Origin of the sequence: Proteus vulgaris, assembly GCF_016647575.1 — a bacterium.
Lineage (GTDB): Bacteria > Pseudomonadota > Gammaproteobacteria > Enterobacterales > Enterobacteriaceae > Proteus > Proteus mirabilis_B.
This window is the reverse complement of record NZ_CP032663.1, coordinates 3,194,727-3,216,805: the sequence shown is the minus strand read 5'-3', so window position 1 is coordinate 3,216,805 and position 22,079 is coordinate 3,194,727. Positions and strand designations below refer to the sequence as shown.

The window sequence follows — 22,079 nt, the reverse complement described above, 5'->3', positions numbered from 1 at the left end:
TTAATTTTAAGAGGGATATCATTATTTATTCAGAATAAGAAGATAAAGTTAGAATATTAAATTAATATTTTAATCGAGTAATAAAGATATATTTAAGTAAATTAACTTAGTTGTTCATCTGAAATATCATATTTCACGATCACACTATTTTCATAAAGTAATTCTGATGTAATTAATTGAGGAAAAGCACCCACATTGTTTTTAGTGTAAATATCTCGCCAAATTTCATTACAGCGATATACATGCTCTCCCTTTTTGATAAAAGAAGAAGACTTCTCATAAATATGATAACGATATTCCCTTGCTTCGCTACAAAGGAGTTCGCCTTCTAACTGATGTTCAGCAACATGTAATCTTATTTGGTAATCATAAGGCGTTGGATTATATAAGACTAAATCTACATAGTTATAAAAAATAGCAGCTCCTGAGCCAAAAGGAAGTACTCGTCCTTCATCAGGAAAGGGATCAAAACTATGATTTGCTTTTTCAATCACTTGTAATTCAGAATGTAGTGCTAACCAATGTATTAAATTACTCGCCTGACAAATTCCACCGCCTACACCTTTTCTTGCTTCACCATAGGAAAGCTGCATACCATCAATAAAGCCTCTTTTATAGCTAGGCTTACCGACTAAATAACAAAAAGAGAAATATTCTCCCGGTTTTATCACTACGCCATCTAACGCTTTTTCAACTAATTTAAGATTCGTTATTTTATTGTATTGTAATTGAATATCACTTTCGCCACGACGACTAATTAATTTAGATGTGTGTTTTAAATAACGGTAAGAAAGCCGTTGTTCTGGTTGAACATCTCTGCTGTATTTTCGGCCTGAAAAGCGCCAACTAAGAGAACGAAATAAACGACGCTGTGCCACTCTCAAAGTATAAAGAATAGGGTGATAAGACGAGAGTGTTCTGCGCATAAAATCCTTTTAAACAATAGCAAATAGAATGAGATAAACGTGAGTATAATAACGATTTAATGAGGATATTGATACGCTGATATCCTTAAAATAATAGGGCTAAGAATTCAGCTAATAAATTTAATTATTAATATCTTTCGTTAAAATTTGAGCTTGAGATTGTAAGATAGATAAAAAATTCTTGGTGGCTGGAGAGATATACTTTTCTTTATGATAAAAGTAGCGAATACCTCGGCTAAACTGAATATCATCAAATGCAATTTCACATAAAAGACCTAATTTTAATTCTTGCATGATAGATAAACGAGATAAAATTGAGATCCCTAAACCGTGAATAACCCCCTGCTTTATTCCTTCTAAGCTATTTATTTCCATCACATTTTTAAGTTCTTTATTATTTTCTTGGATCCTATCTAATAAAAAATCACGGGTAGCAGAGTGCTCGGGTTTGATCAGAAAAACCTCTGATGCGATATCAGAAAATCTGCAATGTTTCTCTTTTGCCAGCCAATGTTCAGGTGAACAAATAAGTACTAAGGGATCGATAAGAAAGGTATCAAGATGATATTCCGTCGGATCTAAATAGATATGATCAGACATGATCAAAAATTCTAATTCTTGGGTATCAAGCTTACGGATAAGTTGTGTTGAGCTTGAAATATCCATGCTTAATTTCACATCGGGATATTGCTCTCTAAACTGCGCCATAATTTGAGGTAATAGATAAACGCCAACAAAATGGCTAGCGCCAAACTTAATTTCACCTTTAGAGGGATCATCAAATTGTCGCATATGCTCAGAAGAGGATTTTACTAAATTAATAATCTGGGTTGCGTACTGCTGATAAACCTTACCTTGGGGGGTTAAATAAAGCCGATTATTGATCCTTTCAAACAACGTTGTTTGCAATTCTTCTTCCAGTTTTCTGATTTTAATACTCACACTGGGTTGAGTGCAGAATAGGCGTTCTGCGGTTTCAGTAACATTAAAACCGTTGGCAAGTAGTAGAAAAGCATCAAGTTGGCTTAAATTCATATTAACACCATAAATTATTTTTATAGTTATAATATATTAATACAATTATCTTTATACCTCAATATTTCTATACTGGACTTCCTACCCTACACATTAAGAGGAATCGGTTATGGAAAAGACTGCGAAGCGAGATGACATCGCTAAACCAGCGCCATCATCACCAAAACAAAACGGTAAGAAAATAACCTTAAAAACAATAGGAATACCTTTAGCTTTATTGGTATTGCTCGTTTTATTTTTTATGCCAACACCAGATGGATTAAGTATTGAAGGGCAAAAAGCCATTGCTATTTTTTGTGCTGCGTTAATTTTATGGGTATGTGGTTCTTTACCCATTTATTTAACCTCAATGCTCGTTATTGTTTTACTTCCAATAACGGGAACTGTCGCAAAAGAGAAAGTGGTTTTCGGTACATTAGGTTATGACGTTATTTGGCTGATGGTTTCTGCATTTGTTTTAACGTCCGCCATGATCAAATCGAATATTGCCAGACGCTTTGCTTTATGGATGATCACCAAATTTGGGCAAACACCCAAAAAAGCGTTATTTGTCCTTATTTTAATTAACTTCAGTTTAGTTTTCTTTGTTCCTTCAACGACTGCACGCGCGACATTAATGGTGCCTATTTGTATGATCTTATTAGAGATACATAAGGCAATTCCCGGAAAAAGTAATTACGGGAAATTAATGATGTTACAAGGTGTACAAGCTGATGCTTTGGCAACATCCGGTGTAATGACGGGTACTGCCGCTAATATTATTGCGGTTGGATTTATCAATTCACAAGCTGGCGGTTCTATTGGTTATATGGATTGGCTAATTGCCTCTTTCCCATTAGCTATTGTTGGTATGACTATCTCCTTTTTTATTGGATTAAAACTATTCTCTTTTAAAGGGGAAGTGGATTTTGAAGGTTCACTAGAGAAATTAAAAAAAGAACGTTCTCAACTTGGTGCATTAACTAAGAATGAGAAAAAAGCCATGTATATCTTTTTAATGGCAGTGTTCTTATGGGCAACCGAAAGCTATCACCAAGATATGTTTGGTTTCAAAATTAGTGTTTATATGACAGCTGTTATTGCTGCCATTCTCTGTCTGATGCCTCGTATTGGCTTATTAACGTGGAATGAAGCCAATATCAAATGGGATCTAATGATATTTGCAGCAGGTGCTTATGCGGCAGGTAATACCTTAGAATCTACAGAAGGCGCACAATGGCTAATTGGTAAGATGGTTTATGGACTTGGGCTAGAAAATATGAGCACTACAATGGTTTATATTGTGGTTGTCTTTATCTGCATGTATAGCCATTTAATTTTTACCAGTAAAACAGTAAAAACAACCATCTTAATTCCAGCCATTATTGCACTTGCTAAAACATTGGGCATGGATCCGGTTACATTGGCATTAGCTGCGTCATTTACACTGACTTATACCATTACCTTACCACCACATTCGAAAGTAAATACTATCTATTTCTCAAGCGGCTACTTTAGTGTGTTAGAGCAAATGAAATATGGATTAATTACCTGCTTTGTCGGTGCGTCGGTAATTTCTATTGCGATATTCACTTGGTTCCAAATTCTTGGATATGGTCTTTAAACCATTAAATTAAGGAATAATAATGAGACTAATTTTATTAAGACACGGTGAAACCTTATGGAATATGGAATCACGCTTACAAGGACATGCTAATTCTTGTTTATCACCAAAAGGCATTAACCAAGCAATGGCGATAAAAGAGAGTATTAAATTGTTATCACCCGCTAGGATTATTACGTCAGATTTAGGGCGAACAGTACAAACCGCAGAAATTGTTGGTCATCCTGAAGCAGTTAAAGAGCCATTATTGCGTGAATTAAATATGGGGGAATGGACGGGGCAGCGAAAACCAGAACTCATAAGACATCATGCAGATAAATACAAAAATTGGCGAGCAGGAACATATACACCACCTAAAGGCGAAAATTGGTTTGATTTTTGTGATCGCATTGGTGCAGCATTACAAGGCTGGGTACATAAAGAAGACAGTGATTTATTAGCGGTTGTGCATAGTGGTGTTATTCGTGCAGCCTGCAAAGTATTCTTAAATCTGTCACCTGAGTTTTTATTACCCGCAACACCGGGCACAATAACGATATTTAATTTTGATCTTAATTCTGATAAAGCACCAAAATTAGAAGCCTATAATATTGGCTCTTATATGCCAGATAAGAATGTTGCTGACTAAGATTAATAAGAAGTGGTTTTCAAATTAATCGTAATATTTTAATTCTATAAAAATATTCAAAAAAACTCCGATATTAAATCAGAGCAAGGGGGCCCCTTGCTCTTTTTTATTTAAAATTAAACTATTAAAACCTTACCAATATCCCAGTACTTTCCACCATACACTACCAAGGGTTATCCAAACGATAAGGTTAACGACACTCATCACAAATCCTGTTTTCCACCATTCGCCCAATGTGGCGTAGCCGGAACCGAAAATAATGGGCGCAGTACCAGTGCCGTAATGTGTTAATGACATCATTAATGAAGATGAGAACGCCAAAATAAGCCCTAATAACATTGGTGGTGCGCCAAGGGCTAAACCAGCCGCATAGAAAGCGGCAAACATGGCGGTAATATGGGCGGTAGTACTGGCAAAGAAATAGTGAGAATAAACATAGATTAGTACCAGTAATATCATGCCACTGACCCAACTTATTCCCATACTATCAATACTTGCCCCTACGCTGAGTGACAACCATTTAATTAATCCTAATTTTCCTAAGAAGGATGCCATCATTACTAATGCAGAGAACCAAACTACGGTATCCCATGCACCTTTGTTTTTTAAAATATCATCCCAATTCAAAACACCTGTACATAATAAAATAGATAAGCCAATAAATGCCGCCGTTGTCGCATTAACGCTAAATCCATCTCCAAATAACAACGCAGGGACTCCTGCCCACATAATTAATAATAAGGCAAAGACGGCAAGGGTTATTTTTTCAGGTAATGAAATAGGCCCTAATTGTGCTAAACGCTCTTTAGCAAAATGAGGTGCATTTGGGGTGCTGGTTATTTCAGGTTTATAAAGTAGATAAATAACAATAGGCATTAAAATTAATGAAACGATGGCGGGCACAAACGCAGCAATTGCCCACATAGACCAACTAAGCTCATGTGTAGGATCAGTTTCACTGATAATTAAACTCACGATAAGTGGGTTAGGAGCTGTTGCCGTAATAAACATGGCAGAAGTAATAGGATTTATATTGTAGTTCACTAAAGAGAGATAACGACCTATTTTACCACTTGTGCCATCTTCTGCTTTAGAGTTAAAACTATCTGATATTGAACGCATAATCGGGTGAATAATTCCACCACCACGCGCGGTATTACTTGGTGTTACAGGGGCTAATATTGTTTCAGCAATAGCCAATGAATAGGCTATTCCAATGGTTTTTTTGCCAAATAGTGAAATAAAATAATAGCCAATTCGAGCGCCGAGTCCGGTTTTATTTAGACTCATAGAGACCATAATGGAGATACCAATTAACCAGATAAGATCATTGGAAAATCCACTTAATGCATCACCGATAGCGGCTTTAGTTGAATTAGGGTTAGTGACACCAGTGACAGCAACTAATGCGATAGCAATAATAGAAACGGCACCGATAGGGAGAGCTTTACCAATAATAGCGGCGATAGTTCCAACAAAGAGTGCTAATAAATGCCAAGCATTGGGGTCAACTCCTTGTGGCACGGGAATAAGAAACCAGATAATAAGGGTAATAGAAACGGCGATTAATGTAGGTATGGGTCGTAATGGAGTTAATTTATTCATCAGGTATTCCATTAGGTTGCAGGTTAAATAAATAATCGGAAGTAAAAAAATAAAGCGAATAAGTATTTTTATTTAAGATGATCTTATTAACATATTATTAAATATTCATTGATTAGTGTCATAAAAATAAAATTATCTATTAACTTAATTTTAAAATAAGAGATTTTATGTAACTCAATGTTATTGAAATATAATGTGACTATTTATCATTTTGTTTTTATTGGTATTTTTTTATTACAACTAAACTTTAATAATAAAAACCAATTCCAATGATAGGTGGAAATAAAATATAATTATGGTATGTGAATTTATCCCATGTCACATTTATAATATTAAATTGATAAGGTTATAACAGATTGTGTTATTATTTTTGGTCATCTTTATTTTATTAACCTATGTGATTATAATGTTATTAACAATAGCTGAATAATAGTAAATAATATTTACAATTACTTTTGCCATAATATCGGTGCCTGAAACAATTCAGCTGAATATTGAAATAACCTAATAGGTGATACGCATGAAGTATGATTTAAATGATCTCTACTATTTTGTGAAAGTCGTTGAGTTTGGCGGTTTTTCTCAAGCAGCAGAAACATTAGGTATACCTAAATCTAAACTAAGTCGTCGTATTGCTGATTTAGAACAGAAACTCAATGTCTCTTTGATTTATCGTTCTACACGTCAATTTCATGTCACCAAAATCGGGCAGACATTTTATCAGCAGTGTAAAAATGTAGTCTCAGAAGCTGAAATTGCAGAAGAAGTTATTTGTTCAGCGCAAGGGCACCCACATGGCACCATTAAACTCTCGTGTCCTGTCGCATTATTGCAAATTTATATTCAAGATATTTTGGTCGATTTTATGGAAAAATATCCGGATATTAATATCCAGATATTAGCTATTAATCGTCCTGTTGATGTAATTAGTGAAGGCCTTGATTTAGCCTTGCGAGTAAGAGCATTACCGCTAGATGATTCAGGTTTAACGATGAAAATTCTAGGTTATTCTCGGCGTGTTCTAGTCGCCAGCCCTTTATTATTTAAAGGACAAGAGATCCCCGATTCGCCAGAACAACTGGCAGACTATCCTATTTTGGCAAATAGCGAACACTCACAACAATATACACTTACTTTAACTCATGAAAATGGTACGGTTTCCACACAACATGTGACTCCGAAATTAGCGACAACCGATGTTATTACACTTTATAAAGCAACACTAAAAGGATTAGGAATAACTCGATTACCACTGAGTGTGGTTGAAAAAGATCTACAAGACGGCTCGTTAATTGAAGTGTTGCCAAGTTGGCGTTTTCCTAAAGATGTTATTCATGCAGTTTATCCGTCAAGAAAAGGGTTATTGCCTGCTATTCAGGTATTGCTGGAATACCTTGCTGATAATATGTCGCCATTGAAAGAGTAAGTGCAATATAAAAACGGCTCCAAATATTAAAGGGAGCCGTTTGATTTTTATTGTTTGTTGCATGAAATAAAAGTGTTATTCGTTAGGAATACGACCAAATTTACCTTGGTTAAAATCATCAATAGCTTGTTTGATTTGAGCTTCGCTATTCATGACAAAAGGGCCATAACCTACAACAGGCTCATTAATAGGCTCACCACTGAGATATAAAACAATCGCATCTTCAATAGCTTCAAGATTAACTGAACCACCTTCATTATCTAAAATTACCAAATCACCTGTTTGTAGTTGAGTTTGATTATCAAGATAAACACTGCCATGTAAAACCACTAAGCCAACATAGCGATCTTTTTTCGTTGGTAATGTGGCCGATTTTGCACTCTTTAATTGAATGTCCCACACGTCAACGGGTGAAAAAGTTTTTGCTGCGCCATGTGTGTCGTGATAATCACCGGCAATAATGCGCATTTGTCCGGCATTATCTGCTAAAGGAAGTACAGGGATCGCGCTTTCTTTTAGCAATTGATAGCCAGCAGGTTCCGATTTAGCCTCAGATGGAAGATTAACCCACAATTGCACCATATCTAACACACCGCCTTCTTTGGTAAATGCATCAGAATGATATTCTTGGTGTAAAATACCTGATGCCGCGGTCATCCATTGCACGTCACCAGGGCCGATTACGCCACCTTCTCCGGTGGAATCATGGTGTGCAACTTCACCTTTATAAACGATAGTGACCGTTTCAAACCCACGATGAGGGTGTTCACCGACACCACGATTATGTCCTTGAGATGCAGGAAAATCAGTAGGGCCTGCTCTATCTAAAAGTAAAAATGGGTTTAAATACTTACCATGATTACCATAACTAAAGAGTGAGCGAACATGAAAACCATCACCAACCCAATGTTGACGAGGCGCTTTATAAATACCTATGATCTTTTTCATAAAATGTTCCTATAAAATTTCTATAGGGCCTATTTTAGAGCGACTAATATATTTAAGTAGTGCCAAAAATAGGTTTCATCATCCTAAAAATAGAACAATAATAAAATGTTTCAGTGTTCTATTTTTAGAATAGTGTTTATCAGAATTGCTACTACCGAGCTTTTAATTAATTGATTATTGTTTATTACAACGAAAGAGAAACAATATAAAAATGTTTTTCTCTAATATTGTTCTTCAATCATGTTAATAATCAACTTTATTAATTAAAAGGAATAAATAAATGAGCACTCCAGCAAATTTTAATGGTCAGCGCCCTGTAATTAATCCAGAAGATGCTGTTATGTTATTAATTGATCACCAAAGTGGTTTATTCCAAACGGTTGGTGATATGCCAATGACTGAATTACGAGCGCGTGCTTCAGTATTAGCAAAAATAGCAACATTAGCTAACATGCCTGTTATTACAACGGCTTCTGTACCACAAGGTCCTAATGGTCCATTAATTCCTGAAATTCACCAAAATGCACCGCATGCGAAATATATTGCACGTAAAGGTGAAATTAATGCTTGGGATAATCCAGAGTTTGTTGAAGCCGTTAAAGCAACAGGCAAAAAGCAATTAATTATTGCCGGTACTATTACGAGTGTTTGTATGGCATTCCCTGCAATTAGTGCCGTTGCTGAAGGTTATCAAGTCTTTGCAGTGATTGATGCATCAGGTACTTACAGTAAAATGGCTGAAGAAATTACCTTAGCTCGCGTCGTTCAAGCGGGTGTAGTACCGATGGATACCGCAGCAGTTGCTTCTGAAATTCAAAAAACATGGAACCGTGCTGATGCAGCAGAATGGGCACAAGCATATACTCAGATTTTCCCTGCTTATCAGCTATTAATTGAAAGTTATAGCAAAGCTCAAGATGTATTAAAAAATAACGAAGTTTTAGATTCTCAGCGTTAATTAATTTTTAACTCTCTTTGTACTTTGTATTCTCTGTGTTTAAAAATGCCTATAAAGTATTTTCTTTATGGGCATTCTTTTATAAAAATATATTAGGAAAATATAATGAAACTTATTTTATCTGCCATCATATCATCATTATTACTTGTGCCAGCAGTACAAGCTAATGAATATAAACTTGAACCAACGCATACTAAAGCCATGTTTTATATTGATCATTTTGGGACTTCAACTAACAGTGGTGGTTTCTATGAAATTGAAGGTGATTTAACCTATTCACCAGAAAACAATATAGGAAAAATAAACGTTTCTATTCCAGTTAAAACATTAAATACGGGTTTAACGGCATTTGATAATCATGTGAAAAGTGCCGATATCTTAGATGCAGATAAATACCCAACAATTCAATTTTCTTCAACAAAATGGTATTTCTCTGATAATAAACCCACATCCATTGAGGGGCTATTAACGATGAAAGGAAAAACATTGCCAGTTAAATTAACAACAACCAAGTTTAATTGTTATGAAAGCCCTGTGTTTAATGCGCCAGTCTGTGGTGGTGATTTTGAAACAACCATTAAACGTTCAGATTGGGGTGTGGACTTTTTAGTTAAAGAAGGGATGGCTGATAATATGACATTAAAAATTCAAGTAGAAGCAATTAAGCAGTAACTTAAGTCATATATTAAATATTCTTTCTATTTTAAAAGCCTTATTAAATACAAGGCTTTTTTGTTATTTGATAAAATAAAATGTAATTAAAAATAAAGGTTAATTTGAAAATTTAAGAAAGAAAAATAGCCTTTTTTTATTTGTTGATAATAATTATTTATTGCTGTATGTTATAAAATTGTAACTTACAAATCATTTCTCTTTGTTTTATTTGAAAATTATAGCTTAATGATTGTTTCTTGTTCGTTAAATTCCCCTCTAGAGTTTTTGATTTTATTCCTAAACCAATAAACTTTTCTCATCATAATTTATTTAATAAATATCGTTCCATTAAATAAAAATTTTTTACAATAAATAAGTGTGACTTCTATCACTCTACATTTTGATATTTCTTCAGTATGTTTATACGCAGAGATTAGAAATTAATAAATCAGACATTTATTTATATTGCTTAATAACTTAAGCAAATAGGCTTCTTATTATCAAAAAAACGAAATGCAAATAGATATGTGCTGTTACATATATTAAATGCGTTAAGGATATCATAATGATCCATGCTTTTATTAAAAAAGGGAGCTTTCAGGATTCAGTAAGCCTGATGATTATTTCCCGAAAATTAAGTGAAGCCCCAGAGGTGGAAGAAATTTCCGTCATGATGGGAACACCAGCGAATAAATCTCTTCTTGATGTCACCGGTTTCTGGCATGACATGTTTAACGAAGCAACACCGAATGACATTTGTGTTTCGATTAAAGCGGAATCAGACGATCCAGCCATTATCGACATGATTTCTACTGCGTTGGAAGAAGCACTTGCAGAAATTGCAAGCGGTCAAAAAGGCGGCAACAAATTAACGACAGTACGTAGCTGGCGTACCGCTAAACAAAAAAGCACTAATGCCAATATGTTGCTCATCTCTATTGCTGGTGAATATGCTGCTGAGCTAGCAGATACTGGTTTAGAAGATGGTTGTAACGTTATGCTGTTCTCTGACAACGTATCTATCGCAGATGAAAAAGCATTAAAAGAAAAAGCAGCGGCGAAAGGTCTGATCGTTATGGGACCTGACTGTGGTACGGCAAATATTGCAGGTGCTCCTCTTGCTTTCGCTAACATTGCACCGAAAGGCTCAATTGGTATTGTTGGCGCATCAGGTACTGGTATTCAAGAAATTACCTCTCAAATCGTTTTACAACGCCAAGGTATTTCTCACTCAATTGGTTTAGGTGGTCGTGATTTAACAGAGCAAATTGGTGGTATCAGTGCAATCACTGCTATCAATATGCTGGCAGCTGATCCTAATACTCGTGTTATTGCTTTTGTTTCTAAGCCACCAGCACCGGCTGTTCGTCAAAAAATCATTGCAGAAATGAAACGCCATAATAAACCGATTGTGGCTCAATTCTTAGGAACAACACCTGAGAAATTCCAAGACGACAATATCTATTTTACTCGTACTTTAGATGAAACCGCACGTATTGCGGCTGAATTAGCGCGTGTTGAAGATATCGCAGCAGAATTACCAAAAGTTGCAGGTAAGAAAATCATTGGTCTTTATGCTGGCGGTACGTTAGCGGCTGAGTGCGCCATGTTGTTATCTGAAAAACTTAATGTTGAAGTCGATAACGAGCATAAACAAGGCACGATGCTAGATGCAGACGGCCACAAAATTATCGATATGGGTGATGACTTCTATACACAGGGTAAACCACACCCAATGATTGACCCATCTACACGTAACAAATTTATCAGTGAGCTAAGCAATAAAACAGAAGCTGGCGTGTTACTGGTTGATTTTGTTATTGGTTATGGTGCAACTCAAGATCCAGCCGGCGCGTTAATCCAGGAAATCAAAAAACTGAATGAGAAACGTGGCGAAGCTAATCCACTGATCACTATCGCAACCATCACTGGTACTGAAGACGATCCACAAAACCGTAGCGAACAGCAAAAACAGCTGAAAGAAGCGGGCATTATTGTGATGGATACGTTGCCAGAAGCCGTTTTATTAGCAAAAGAATTAATCCAGCCACATCCAGCAGAAGCACATGCTGAAGTGTCGCCACTGCTTAACGGGATCTCTGTGATCAACGCAGGATTACGTAGCTTTGCAGACGATCTGCAATCAAGTGGCACCCCTGTTGTTCATTATCAGTGGGCACCTGTCGCAGGTGGCAATAAAAAACTGGCTGAAATATTAAAGAAATTGAAATAAGGAATTGCAGATATGTACTCAACTATCGAACAAGCGAATGAAGCAGTTATCGAACGTATCCGTGAAGCCCGCCCTCACTGGTGTGATGTTAGCTTAGCAAAAGAAGTTGTTCCTGCTTTAGAAACAGGTAAAAGATTACTTCATGCTGGTCCTCCAGTAACTTGGGGCGAAATGAGTGGTCCTGTTCGCGGTGCATGTATCGGCGCTTCTTTATTTGAAGGCTGGGCAGAAACTGAAGAGCAAGCATTAGCTATGTTGGAAGCAGGTGAAATTGAGTTTATTCCTTGCCATAACGTAAATGCAGTAGGCCCAATGGGCGGTATTACTTCTGCTCATATGCCAATGCTGGTTATCAAAAACCACATTCATGGTAACTACGCTTACTGCAACATGAATGAAGGTATTGGTAAAGTGATGCGCTTCGGTGCTTACGGCCCAGATGTGCAAGAGCGTTTACATTGGATGCAAAATAGCTTAGCACCAGTATTAAAAGCAGCGATTGCAACGTTTGAAAACGGTATCGATCTGACTGCAATTATGGGTCAAGCAATTACGATGGGTGATGAATTCCACCAACGTAACATCGCTGCATCTGCACTGTTACTGCGTCAGCTGGCACCAGTATTAGGCACTTTAGATTTCGAAGAAGCTGAAATCACAAAAGTGACTAAATTCCTGAGCATTACAGACCAATTCTTCCTGAACTTAGCAATGGCTTACTGTAAAGCGGCGATGGATGCTGGTGCTCAAATCAAGCAAGGTACTATCGTCACTGTAATGACACGTAATGGTAGCAACTTTGGTATCAAGATCAGCGGAATGGGTGACCAATGGTTTACCGCTCCAGTAAATACACCACAAGGTCTGTTCTTCTCTGGTTTTAGCCAAGCAGACGCAAACCCAGATATCGGTGACAGTGCAATCACTGAAACTTTTGGTATTGGTGGCGCAGCAATGGTTGCGGCTCCTGGTGTAACACGCTTTGTTGGTGCATCTGGTGGTATGGATGCAGCGCGCGAAGTGACTGAAGAAATGGCTGAGATCTACCTTGCTCGTAACATGATGTTGCAAATTCCGACTTGGGATTTCCAAGGTGCATGTTTAGGCTTAGATGCACGTCGCGTTGTTGAAACAGGGATCACTCCACTGATTAATACGGGTATTGCACATAAAGAGCCGGGTGTTGGTCAGATTGGTGCAGGTACTGTACGCGCACCTTTAGGCTGCTTTGAAAAGGCGATAGTTGCTCTTGCTGAAGAGCTAGGTATCGACGCTTAATCTCGTTTTCTAACGACAAAGTAGCAGCAATAAAGGGGGCATTATGCAAATTCAAGCACTTCAAACCAGCCAGCATATCACTGACTTTGAAGGTGAGATTAAATGTGTGGGCATTTATGACCATGCTTTGAATTTCATTTGCCCTCAACAACGCTTAATCACTTTTCATCGTGAAGGAAGAGGATTAAGCCCGATGGGATGGTTACTGAAACAAGATGACTTTGATTATTTTGCAAAACAGTGCCATCCCTCGATGGCGATGAACCTTAAAAATCATCAAGCAACACTCGCAAATAAGCTCACATTGATCGCAGGTCAAAGTGAGAATTTGCGCTTACAAGATAAAGCGGATTTAGATTTGCGTTGGTTAGAAAGTTTTTTTTCTCTGTTATCACCCGCGATTGCAACGGGGTTATATGGATCACTGAAAAATTACCGTCAAATCGCGCAACTCTGTGAAATTAAGTTATTAACTAAGCTGTTTCATAATCAGCTATTAGGCAATGCTGTTAACTGGGCTATTTTTACAGGGAAAGGCCCCGGATTAACACCAAGTTCAGATGATATGCTGGTGGGTATGTTATTTGCACATTATTTAGTCGAGCCAGAAAATAAACTTAATCATTTTTTTAATAACACACCGCCTTTATCTGAATTGACCACTATTGTCAGTAAGCATTATTTGGAATATGCCACACAGGGAATATTTTCTACCTATCTCATTCAACTAGGTAAAAAAATAAAGAATAAAGAGATTATTTTTAAGGATATGTTGGAAATACTCTCTATTGGTCATCATTCCGGCGCGGATACATTACTGGGATTATGGATTGGTTACCAAGCTAAAAAACAACAACAGCATATTTATTAATTTTTTTAATAAAAGAATTTATATAAACATTCGGATACGGATAATTATGAAAACAATTGTTATTGCTTTAGGCGGAAATGCATTATTGCAACGCGGAGAAGTTTTGTCTGCTGAAAATCAATATAAAAATATTGAATTGATGTCAGAGACAATTAATAAATTAGCTAAAGAGTATCGTGTTGTATTAGTACACGGTAATGGGCCTCAAGTTGGATTACTTGCGCTACAAAACCTTGCGTATCAAGATGTTCCTGCATATCCATTGGATATCTTAGTAGCAGAAAGTCAAGGTATGATTGGTTATATGATGATGCAAAAAATTAATCAAAATAACCCTGAACAAGCTATTACAACGGTAATGACTCGAGTTTCAGTGGATATTAATGATGAAGCATTTAATGACCCAAGTAAATTTATTGGCCCTATTTATGATGAAGCTGATAAAGAAGAATTAATTGCTAAGTATCAATGGACATTTAAACAAGACGGTAAACATTATCGCCGTGTTGTTCCATCACCAACACCGAAAAAGATTATTGATATCGAGGCAGTAAGACTTTTATTAGATAAAGGTCATATTGTTATTTGTGGTGGCGGCGGTGGTATTCCAGTCAACAATTCAAATAATGAATTTATTGGTAGTGAAGCTGTTATTGATAAAGATTTAACTGCGGCTTTAATTTCTCGTGAATTAAATGCAGAGCACTTTGTGATTTTAACAGAGGCTGATGCTATTTATAAAAATTGGGGTACACCAGAACAAGCTGCAATTCGTGAAGCAACACCAGAAGAACTTGCACCAATGGCTGTCGCTGATGGCGCAATGGGACCAAAAATTATGGCAGTGAGTGATTTTGTTAATGCAACAGGGCAACAAGCTCATATTGGTGCATTACAAAATATTCAACAAGTTATTGAAGGTCAGTCTGGCACTTTAATTTATAAGTCTTAATAAAAATTCTTTCAGGAGCGTCATTATGAACGATGCACAAGTGAATGAGAAAGGCAAAGTCCCTTATTGGGTCAAACTGACCATTATCTTCTTCTTTGGTTGGATTGCGCTGTATGGTAGCCGTGCCATTGTTGGTCCTTTAATGGTAAATATTGGTGCTGAGTTTGATCTGTCTAAAGCTCAACTTGGCTCCATCATGAGTATTTTCTTTATCGGATATACTGCACTAAATATTCCATCAGGCATGATTGGTGACTATTTAGGTAAGAAAAAAGTATTAGTAACAGGTGTTGTTCTCTTTGGTGGATTTACCATCATTGCGGGTATGATGCCAACTTACGTGACCTTTATGTTTGCATGGGTCATGGTGGGGATATTCCAAGGTTTCTATTATGGCCCTCAGTATGGTTTATCTTCAGAAGCGATACCAAAGCATCGTATTACATTAGGTAGTGCGATTATTAATAGTGGTATGGCATTTGGTCTGTCTATTGGTTATTACATCTCAAGTATTTCTGTTGGTGAGATGGGAATGAGCTGGCGTGCTCCGTTCTATATTATTGGTGTGCCAATCATTATCATTGGTTTAGTGATGTTATGGATCATCAAAGATAAGCCAAAAGGACAACCTGCGACAGAAAATGGCGCTCCAAAACAGAAAGTTAAGCTGACATTTAAAGATTTATTTGGTAATCGCAATATCAACCTTGCGTATGTCACCATCTTTTGTTCAATCTATGGCTTCTTTGTATTAGTAACTTGGTTACCGTACTACTTAGAGACTGAGCGTGGAATTACAGGAACTCAAATTTCAACTATCGCATCATTAATGCCATGGTTTGCTATTCCTGGTTCACTTATTTTTAGCTGGGTTTCAGATAAAATTGGTCGTCGTAAACCTGTATTACTGATCATGTTACCGTTGTCATTAGTCGCTATTCTTGCTGTACCAATGTCAGAATCAATGCCTGTATTAATCGGTGCTCTGATCCTTTACGGTATTGTAGGTAAAATCAGTACAAACCCAGTACTTGTTGCTGTGGTTGCAGATAACTCACCGCGACATGCACTAGGTACATCGTTTGGTGTTTATAACTGTATCGGTATGTTGGGCTCTGTTTTTGCACCAACATTAACAGGTTTCTTATCAGACAAAACAGGTAGCATGGACTCTGGTTTCTACTTTGCCGCTATTCTGATTTGTATCGGTATTGTGGCAAGTCTCTTTATTAAAGAAAGCAACAACAATAATGAAGAAGCTAAAGCGTAGTACGCTATTCAGATAATCACTGAATAAACAGTAAAAGGGCAAACTTCGGTTTGCCTTTTTAATTTAAAGGATCGTAAAACGATTGCACGCTAGGATGATTTTGCTTAAACAACTCCACTAAATAACTTACCACAGCGCCTTTTTTATCTTCACACCATGCTAATGATAGAGGGGAGTTATGACGACGATTTTTCACTTCTTTTGCAATTAGCTGTCCGCTATCAATAAGCGGTTTACATAAACTTAATGGCAAAAATCCTATTCCCACGCCTTTTAAATGGCAGGCTAATTTGGTGTGTAAATCAGGTACACGAATTTCATGCTGACCTGATAAGCGCCATGCAGTGCGTTTAGAAAGATGACGAGAGGTATCTTCGACGTTTACAGCAGAATACATACGCATTTGGTCATCACTTAATATACCACTAACATTGGCTAAAGGATGATTAGGCGCGACAACAAATTGCCATTGAATTTCGCCCATTGCACAAATGTTAATATTATTCTTAAGGGATTCATTACCAGTAACGCCGATAGCAAAATGATAATCTTCGTTAATAAGCGCATCCCAAACACCCATATAGACTTGGCGAGTAATATGAAACTGAGTAGAAGGAAAGCGTTGATGAAGACAAGCCAACATACTGGCAACCGCAGTGCGATCATAGAGTAGATTATTGATGACAATATTCACTTGATGTTCGACACCCGCGTTCATTTGCTGAAGTTCCACAGGCATTGACTCTAACCATACAATCCATTGACGACATTTTTCTAATAGATATTCGCCCGCGGGTGTCAGTGTAACGGTTCTTGTGGTGCGATTAAAAAGTTGTGTACCGATATTTTCTTCTAATGTTTTTATACGGTAACTAATTGCTGCTGATGTTTTATGAAGCACATCGGCTGCTTTGGTAAAACTTTGGCAATCGGCGACCTGTATAAAGGTACGTATCATTTCTTGGTCTAACATATCTTTTGTCCTGGTAATAAGAGAGGCAAAATATCAGCAGATAATGCTGAACTAAAAAAAGCAAACAGAGCAAAGCTTACCTATTTTTTTTGAGGTCTATACCGCAAAGTAAGACAACTTCTTATCGTGTTAATGGATGTTATTATTTTTGGCTTATTGTTGTTCGCCGTATGAAGTTTTGATTATTTATAGATAAGCGATAAAGCATACTAACAAAAAATTTCATCAGATGATGGGCGCAAATAAGAATATCTGTATTCTATTTGTGTGATTGCTTTCACGTTTCACTCATCCTTTTACTGACGAAGTTAAGATATCAGTAAAAGGTGGTGATAGTCAGAATAAAAAGTGGATCATCACTGAGATGCCAAAAATAGAGATCACGCTATTTTAAATGGATAGGTAAAAAAGAGCAGGTGAGTCAGATTAAGTGCAAAGTGAAAAGCGGTTGAAACCCAAAGCCGACCACTCCACATCCATGCTAATCCATAAATAATACCCGCCAGTGAAGCAAATATAATTAACAGTAATCCGCCTGCAAAATGCGCTAATCCAAAGATAATGGCTGCTATTAATAGCGCAACATAAGGGGGAAGATAACGTGATAATGTTTGTTGAATAACACCTCTAAATAAGGCTTCTTCAGCAAGTGATACAAAAAAGAGGTTAGCGAGAATAAAGGCAGGTAACCATGATGGTAAATGTAATTCAATCGCCAATCCTCCCAGCTTTACAGCGATCAATAATAGTGCAGGAATGGCAATAATTAGCATTGCCCACTGTAATTTATTTGCTTTTTTTAATGGATCGCAGACAAAAAGTGTAGGAATAAAAATCAGAAGAATAAAAGGTAATAATGCTTTATCGGCATTGAAATAAAAAGAAAAAGGGGCGCTTTTCATCCCTATAATGGCATGTGAAAGGTAACGTAAATTGTTAAAACCAGGAATAAGGTGAAAAGTTAATCCACTGGCAATAATAACAAGTGCGAGAATGATGATTGCTCTAAGTAGAGGCTGTTTTTTATAGCGAGAATAGGCGAACGCGAGTAAGAGAATGCTAAAAATAACTGGCAAGGTTTGCCATGTAATAACACCTGTTATAAATGCGCTAAGCGCTGTAAATATCAATGTAATAAACGCAAGCGTGCGATTGAAACCCAGAAATAATAAAGAAAAAGCAAGAAATAGCCAAGTGATCATAATTGTAAAGGATCTAAAATAAAAAGGAGCGCTAGGGTAAAAGATAGCAGCCTTCTAGGCTATCATTATAAATAAAAAAGTAGAGAAATCAGACCTGTTTACTCGCTGTATTTTTATTTAATATTTTGATTTATATATAGAATATATAATATTGATTTTTAATCTAAAATTAAAACAAATGTTTAATTTATATAATGATAGTCAATTTGTGATATTAAATTAGTGAGTTATTAGCATGAGTAAACAGAGAATATAAAAATGCCGATGGTTTAATATCGGCATTTGAGTCTACATTGGGCTAGTTTTATTTTTGATTAAACAAAGGAAAACTAAACGTAAAAATAGCGAATAACATGGAAGAATATAGGTGCTGCAAAGCAGAGCGAATCCATTCTATCCATCATGCCACCATGACCTTCGATCATCGTACCAAAATCTTTTACGCCACTGTCTCGTTTGATTGCAGACATACATAAACCACCCGCAAAACCTGCCAATGTAATGACTAAAGAGAGTAAAAATGCCGCCCACCATGAGAACGGTGTTGCCCACCATAACATCATGCCAATAAGGCTGGCGGAGATAATTCCACCAAAAAAACCTTCCACTGTTTTATTTGGACTTAATTTAGGCACGATAGGATGTTTGCCAAATAATTTACCAAACACATATTGAAGTACGTCAGAAACTTGCACCACTATCATTAAGAAGAGCAGTAAATTGATATTACGGCCTTCAAAACCTTCTATTGGTAACATTAAAAGTGCAGGCGCATAACTTAGGCAATAAATTGCTATCATCACGCTCCATTGTACTTTTGCCATACGTTCTAAGAAGTGGCGAGTGTCACCTGAAAGTGCCATACGTGTTGGTATTAATAAGAAGGCGTAAACCGGGATAAACACCGCCATTAAGTTATACCATTGCACGCCAACAAGAATGTATTGGATAGGTAATATAACGAAGAAGCACCAAAAGAGCGCTTCATGGTCGCCACGATGTGTGGGCGTTAAGGTGATCAGTTCGCGTAATGCAAGCCATGAGATAATGGTAAATAGGACGACAGAGCCAATTGCTCCAATTCCTATGGCAACACCTGCGATAATACACATTACCCACCACGCGTTGATCCTTGAATTAAGATTAGTGATAGTGGATGTAGGGCCTTTTACGGCAGCTAAAATAGCACCAATAATGCTGGCGACAATTAAGAAAGAGAAGAGCCCGATAAAGATCCATAGGACTTCATTATTAATACGTTCCATTGTGTAGCTCCTCTAACGCACTTTTTGCTCTTACCAGAAACTCTTGTTTACTTTCATTTTCATGAGTGGAGCCAATAGGAGCACCAAAAATCGCACTGCAAATAACAGGAACAACTAAGCGAGAACCTTTAGGGAGGACTCGATTTAAGTTTTCCAGATAAATAGGGACTAATTGCACATTCGGATTTTTACGAGAAAGATGCCAAAGACCCGCTTTAAAGTCTTGAATAGATTCGCCGTTACCTCGAGTACCCTCAGGAAAGATAATTAAAGAATCACCTCGGTCTAAAATTTCTTGCATCAGAGCAAGTGCGTTGACTTTATTTGGTGTCGATGATGCTGAGTCATTAGCCGGTTGTTCTACGATCTCTTCACAAGAATTTTCTTCTTGTGGAAAATTCATTTTGGCAGCATGACGAGGAATAAGGATAGCTCTAAAGATGCGACGAGATAAATAACGGCGTAAGCGGTTTTTATTCCAATAATCTTCAGCGGCAACCGGATGAACATAAGGGCGAATATTGGGCGAAAGACAAGACCAAATAACTAAGCCATCAAGATGACTAGAGTGGTTAGCGTAATAAATACAAGGTGTATCTTTCGCAATAGGAGAGGTTTGTTTAGCGCGAATACCCGTTAAGAATCGACAAATAGAGACTAAAACGGATGATACCACTTTTGCATCTAAAGCAAGTTTTCCATTTTTCATTAATCAGACACCTTGTGCTAAATCCCGTAAAATTCGACGGGTTCTGAAAATTGTGGTCAGCGTTGAACCTAAAATAATAATCCATAATGAAATAAAAAAGAGCCATATTCCCCAAAGACTCGGAATAAATGCAGCAATAACAGAAACAGTAGTTAATAGCGCCATTCGGTGTTGTTTTGCCATAGGACCTGTAAATTGTTGGTCTAATCCACAAGCACCACCTAATACGCGAACATAAGCGGTCATTACCGCAAAAAAAGCGCCCACCCAGCTCAACGTAATTGCCGTAGAAAAGTCAGAGGAGAGTCCATAACCGACACCTAGAATAATTAAAGTATCGGCAATTCTGTCAGGTAATTCATTATAGACAGCACCTACTGGGCTTTTCATGCCGCCTTCGACGGCAACCATACCATCTAATAAATTACAAATTAGGCGACCTTGGATCATGATAGCTCCAAGTATCAATAAAATTGAGCGTAATAATCCAGATGTGTAAAAGAGAGCACAAAAGAGTGATAAGCCTGCAAGTAATGCAAATACGACACTAAACACAGAAATACCATTAGGGGGTGCCCCTTTTTGTTGTAAGTAGCGACTGCACTTTGTAGCCCAGTTTGTTTGCCTTGCTTTTATAGGACGACGGTTTTTATCTTGAGCGTTCATTTTTCTTTGTAAAAGGCGAGTTAGGAAGGTATAGCATAAGGGTATTTGTACAAAGTGAGAATAAGAATAAACGTATAAGTTTATCTTATATTTTTTTTATGCCGATTAATTCCATTTTGTTATGCTCATATTAAGACTATAAATCAATCAGTAATAATCATTTGTTTTTCTAGGTGTTAATACTTATTCAAATCTAGTGCATTATACTTACATGATAAGATCATTTAATGATGCTCTTTATTTGAGTATTATTAAGTAGAAATGGTAAATAATGTATTACGTTAATTAAACTATAAAGAGAATAAATTTCTTAAGTAAAAGGGAGTATAAAGGGAAATACTTATTATTATTTCTTATTTTACTGTTTAAATAATCGCAATTAAAACACTTCGATTAGAATATTCTTATAAGTAATTTTTTGTTTAAAATGAAAATCAAAACGCATAAACAGTCTTTAAATGGGCATAAAAAAAAGAGACAGGAATTCCTTTTGTATTATTTTTTAATCATTAATAATTTTCTTCGTAAAATAAGAATAAAGAAAATGAGAAACTAAAAATGAGAATACTCATCTTTATAATAAGTAAAAAATGATTTATATCAAATGAAGAGCTTCATTTATTCTTATATTGCTATTGTTAATAAAAAACAATCATAATAGTTATTAATAATAGCGATTATGAAAATAATATATACAAGTGTTTTAAATTGAAATTAAACGAACACTAATGAAAGGGTGGCATCAAAATAAGTTGCCGCCCTTTCTATCGTAGAATGGTGTTTAACGTATTAATTATTCCCATATTAGGTGTAATTCATCCAAAATAGAATATTTTTAGAAGTACAGCTTTCTCTCATTAATAAAATATAATGAAAA

Annotated in this window: 19 protein-coding genes; 10 read left to right on the top strand and 9 right to left on the bottom strand. The window is 36.5% G+C overall.

Annotation, left to right across the window (positions count from 1 at the left end):
* Positions 1–101: 101 nt before the first annotated feature.
* On the bottom strand, positions 102–926 hold the full coding sequence (locus D7029_RS14815; RefSeq protein ID WP_194951089.1) for a VanW family protein: 825 nt from the start codon (positions 924–926) through the stop codon (positions 102–104).
* A 120-nt stretch (positions 927–1,046) separates the two neighbouring features.
* A complete protein-coding gene (locus D7029_RS14810) occupies positions 1,047–1,961 on the bottom strand; it encodes a LysR family transcriptional regulator (protein ID WP_194951088.1) in 915 nt (304 codons plus the stop codon).
* Between the two features lie 109 nt (positions 1,962–2,070).
* Between D7029_RS14810 and D7029_RS14805 the strand changes: the two genes are divergently transcribed.
* On the top strand, positions 2,071–3,564 hold the full coding sequence (locus D7029_RS14805; protein WP_098942054.1) for an SLC13 family permease: 1,494 nt from the start codon (positions 2,071–2,073) through the stop codon (positions 3,562–3,564).
* Positions 3,565–3,586: 22 nt separating this feature from the next.
* Positions 3,587–4,192, top strand: coding sequence for a histidine phosphatase family protein (locus tag D7029_RS14800; protein WP_075674356.1), 606 nt, complete (start codon positions 3,587–3,589; stop codon positions 4,190–4,192).
* Positions 4,193–4,324: 132 nt separating this feature from the next.
* Here the strand turns inward: D7029_RS14800 and D7029_RS14795 are convergent, their stop codons facing one another.
* Complete coding sequence (locus tag D7029_RS14795) at positions 4,325–5,797, bottom strand: anion permease (RefSeq protein WP_109395419.1); 1,473 nt, start codon at positions 5,795–5,797, stop codon at positions 4,325–4,327.
* Between the two features lie 520 nt (positions 5,798–6,317).
* Between D7029_RS14795 and D7029_RS14790 the strand changes: the two genes are divergently transcribed.
* A complete protein-coding gene (locus D7029_RS14790) occupies positions 6,318–7,223 on the top strand; it encodes a LysR substrate-binding domain-containing protein (protein ID WP_088494750.1) in 906 nt (301 codons plus the stop codon).
* Positions 7,224–7,298: 75 nt separating this feature from the next.
* Here the strand turns inward: D7029_RS14790 and D7029_RS14785 are convergent, their stop codons facing one another.
* The gene (locus D7029_RS14785) at positions 7,299–8,171 is read right to left on the bottom strand and encodes a pirin family protein (protein ID WP_194951087.1); all 873 of its coding nucleotides are present in this window, start codon (positions 8,169–8,171) and stop codon (positions 7,299–7,301) included.
* A gap of 280 nt (positions 8,172–8,451) precedes the next feature.
* Between D7029_RS14785 and D7029_RS14780 the strand changes: the two genes are divergently transcribed.
* The 7 genes from D7029_RS14780 to D7029_RS14750 all read left to right on the top strand — a co-directional run bounded on the left by D7029_RS14780 (position 8,452) and on the right by D7029_RS14750 (position 16,387).
* Complete coding sequence (locus D7029_RS14780) at positions 8,452–9,129, top strand: hydrolase (RefSeq protein WP_088494752.1); 678 nt, start codon at positions 8,452–8,454, stop codon at positions 9,127–9,129.
* A gap of 105 nt (positions 9,130–9,234) precedes the next feature.
* Positions 9,235–9,801, top strand: a complete 567-nt coding sequence (locus tag D7029_RS14775; RefSeq protein WP_088494753.1) for a YceI family protein — start codon at positions 9,235–9,237, stop codon at positions 9,799–9,801.
* Between the two features lie 547 nt (positions 9,802–10,348).
* A complete protein-coding gene (locus D7029_RS14770) occupies positions 10,349–12,016 on the top strand; it encodes an acyl-CoA synthetase FdrA (protein ID WP_088494754.1) in 1,668 nt (555 codons plus the stop codon).
* 12 nt (positions 12,017–12,028) lie between these two features.
* On the top strand, positions 12,029–13,294 hold the full coding sequence (locus D7029_RS14765; RefSeq protein ID WP_194951086.1) for a DUF1116 domain-containing protein: 1,266 nt from the start codon (positions 12,029–12,031) through the stop codon (positions 13,292–13,294).
* A 43-nt stretch (positions 13,295–13,337) separates the two neighbouring features.
* Entirely contained in the window at positions 13,338–14,165 is an 828-nt protein-coding gene (locus D7029_RS14760) for a DUF2877 domain-containing protein (protein ID WP_194951085.1), read from the top strand.
* Positions 14,166–14,211: 46 nt separating this feature from the next.
* Positions 14,212–15,117, top strand: a complete 906-nt coding sequence (locus D7029_RS14755) for a carbamate kinase (protein WP_088494756.1) — start codon at positions 14,212–14,214, stop codon at positions 15,115–15,117.
* A gap of 25 nt (positions 15,118–15,142) precedes the next feature.
* Positions 15,143–16,387, top strand: a complete 1,245-nt coding sequence (locus D7029_RS14750) for an MFS transporter (protein ID WP_088494757.1) — start codon at positions 15,143–15,145, stop codon at positions 16,385–16,387.
* A 58-nt stretch (positions 16,388–16,445) separates the two neighbouring features.
* On the opposite strand, the gene allS is transcribed toward D7029_RS14750, so the two are convergent.
* From allS to D7029_RS14725, 5 genes are all read right to left on the bottom strand, one after another.
* Complete coding sequence (gene allS / locus D7029_RS14745) at positions 16,446–17,360, bottom strand: HTH-type transcriptional activator AllS (RefSeq protein WP_194951084.1); 915 nt, start codon at positions 17,358–17,360, stop codon at positions 16,446–16,448.
* Positions 17,361–17,740: 380 nt separating this feature from the next.
* On the bottom strand, positions 17,741–18,562 hold the full coding sequence (locus D7029_RS14740) for a CPBP family intramembrane glutamic endopeptidase (RefSeq protein ID WP_194951083.1): 822 nt from the start codon (positions 18,560–18,562) through the stop codon (positions 17,741–17,743).
* Positions 18,563–18,891: 329 nt separating this feature from the next.
* Entirely contained in the window at positions 18,892–19,827 is a 936-nt protein-coding gene (locus D7029_RS14735) for a phosphatidate cytidylyltransferase (RefSeq protein ID WP_088494760.1), read from the bottom strand.
* On the bottom strand, positions 19,814–20,536 hold the full coding sequence (locus tag D7029_RS14730; RefSeq protein ID WP_194951082.1) for a lysophospholipid acyltransferase family protein: 723 nt from the start codon (positions 20,534–20,536) through the stop codon (positions 19,814–19,816). The genes D7029_RS14735 and D7029_RS14730 overlap by 14 nt, the downstream gene beginning before the upstream one ends.
* A 3-nt stretch (positions 20,537–20,539) precedes the next feature.
* Positions 20,540–21,202 (bottom strand): CDP-alcohol phosphatidyltransferase family protein, encoded by a 663-nt coding sequence (locus D7029_RS14725; protein ID WP_194951081.1) that lies wholly within the window; start codon positions 21,200–21,202, stop codon positions 20,540–20,542.
* Between the last annotated feature and the right edge of the window lie 877 nt (positions 21,203–22,079).

Excerpts from the sequence above, each read along its gene's own strand:
- D7029_RS14815 (WP_194951089.1), bottom strand. The coding sequence starts at position 926 with ATGCGCAGAACACTCTCGTCTTATCACCCTATTCTTTATACTTTGAGA.
- D7029_RS14740 (WP_194951083.1), bottom strand. The coding sequence starts at position 18,562 with ATGATCACTTGGCTATTTCTTGCTTTTTCTTTATTATTTCTGGGTTTC.
- D7029_RS14795 (WP_109395419.1), bottom strand. The coding sequence starts at position 5,797 with ATGAATAAATTAACTCCATTACGACCCATACCTACATTAATCGCCGTT.
- D7029_RS14725 (WP_194951081.1), bottom strand. The coding sequence starts at position 21,202 with ATGAACGCTCAAGATAAAAACCGTCGTCCTATAAAAGCAAGGCAAACA.
- D7029_RS14750 (WP_088494757.1), top strand. The coding sequence starts at position 15,143 with ATGAACGATGCACAAGTGAATGAGAAAGGCAAAGTCCCTTATTGGGTC.
- D7029_RS14730 (WP_194951082.1), bottom strand. The coding sequence starts at position 20,536 with ATGAAAAATGGAAAACTTGCTTTAGATGCAAAAGTGGTATCATCCGTT.
- D7029_RS14800 (WP_075674356.1), top strand. The coding sequence starts at position 3,587 with ATGAGACTAATTTTATTAAGACACGGTGAAACCTTATGGAATATGGAA.
- D7029_RS14760 (WP_194951085.1), top strand. The coding sequence starts at position 13,338 with ATGCAAATTCAAGCACTTCAAACCAGCCAGCATATCACTGACTTTGAA.
- D7029_RS14765 (WP_194951086.1), top strand. The coding sequence starts at position 12,029 with ATGTACTCAACTATCGAACAAGCGAATGAAGCAGTTATCGAACGTATC.
- D7029_RS14790 (WP_088494750.1), top strand. The coding sequence starts at position 6,318 with ATGAAGTATGATTTAAATGATCTCTACTATTTTGTGAAAGTCGTTGAG.
- D7029_RS14780 (WP_088494752.1), top strand. The coding sequence starts at position 8,452 with ATGAGCACTCCAGCAAATTTTAATGGTCAGCGCCCTGTAATTAATCCA.
- D7029_RS14785 (WP_194951087.1), bottom strand. The coding sequence starts at position 8,171 with ATGAAAAAGATCATAGGTATTTATAAAGCGCCTCGTCAACATTGGGTT.
- D7029_RS14775 (WP_088494753.1), top strand. The coding sequence starts at position 9,235 with ATGAAACTTATTTTATCTGCCATCATATCATCATTATTACTTGTGCCA.
- allS (WP_194951084.1), bottom strand. The coding sequence starts at position 17,360 with ATGTTAGACCAAGAAATGATACGTACCTTTATACAGGTCGCCGATTGC.
- D7029_RS14770 (WP_088494754.1), top strand. The coding sequence starts at position 10,349 with ATGATCCATGCTTTTATTAAAAAAGGGAGCTTTCAGGATTCAGTAAGC.
- D7029_RS14735 (WP_088494760.1), bottom strand. The coding sequence starts at position 19,827 with ATGGAACGTATTAATAATGAAGTCCTATGGATCTTTATCGGGCTCTTC.
- D7029_RS14755 (WP_088494756.1), top strand. The coding sequence starts at position 14,212 with ATGAAAACAATTGTTATTGCTTTAGGCGGAAATGCATTATTGCAACGC.
- D7029_RS14810 (WP_194951088.1), bottom strand. The coding sequence starts at position 1,961 with ATGAATTTAAGCCAACTTGATGCTTTTCTACTACTTGCCAACGGTTTT.
- D7029_RS14805 (WP_098942054.1), top strand. The coding sequence starts at position 2,071 with ATGGAAAAGACTGCGAAGCGAGATGACATCGCTAAACCAGCGCCATCA.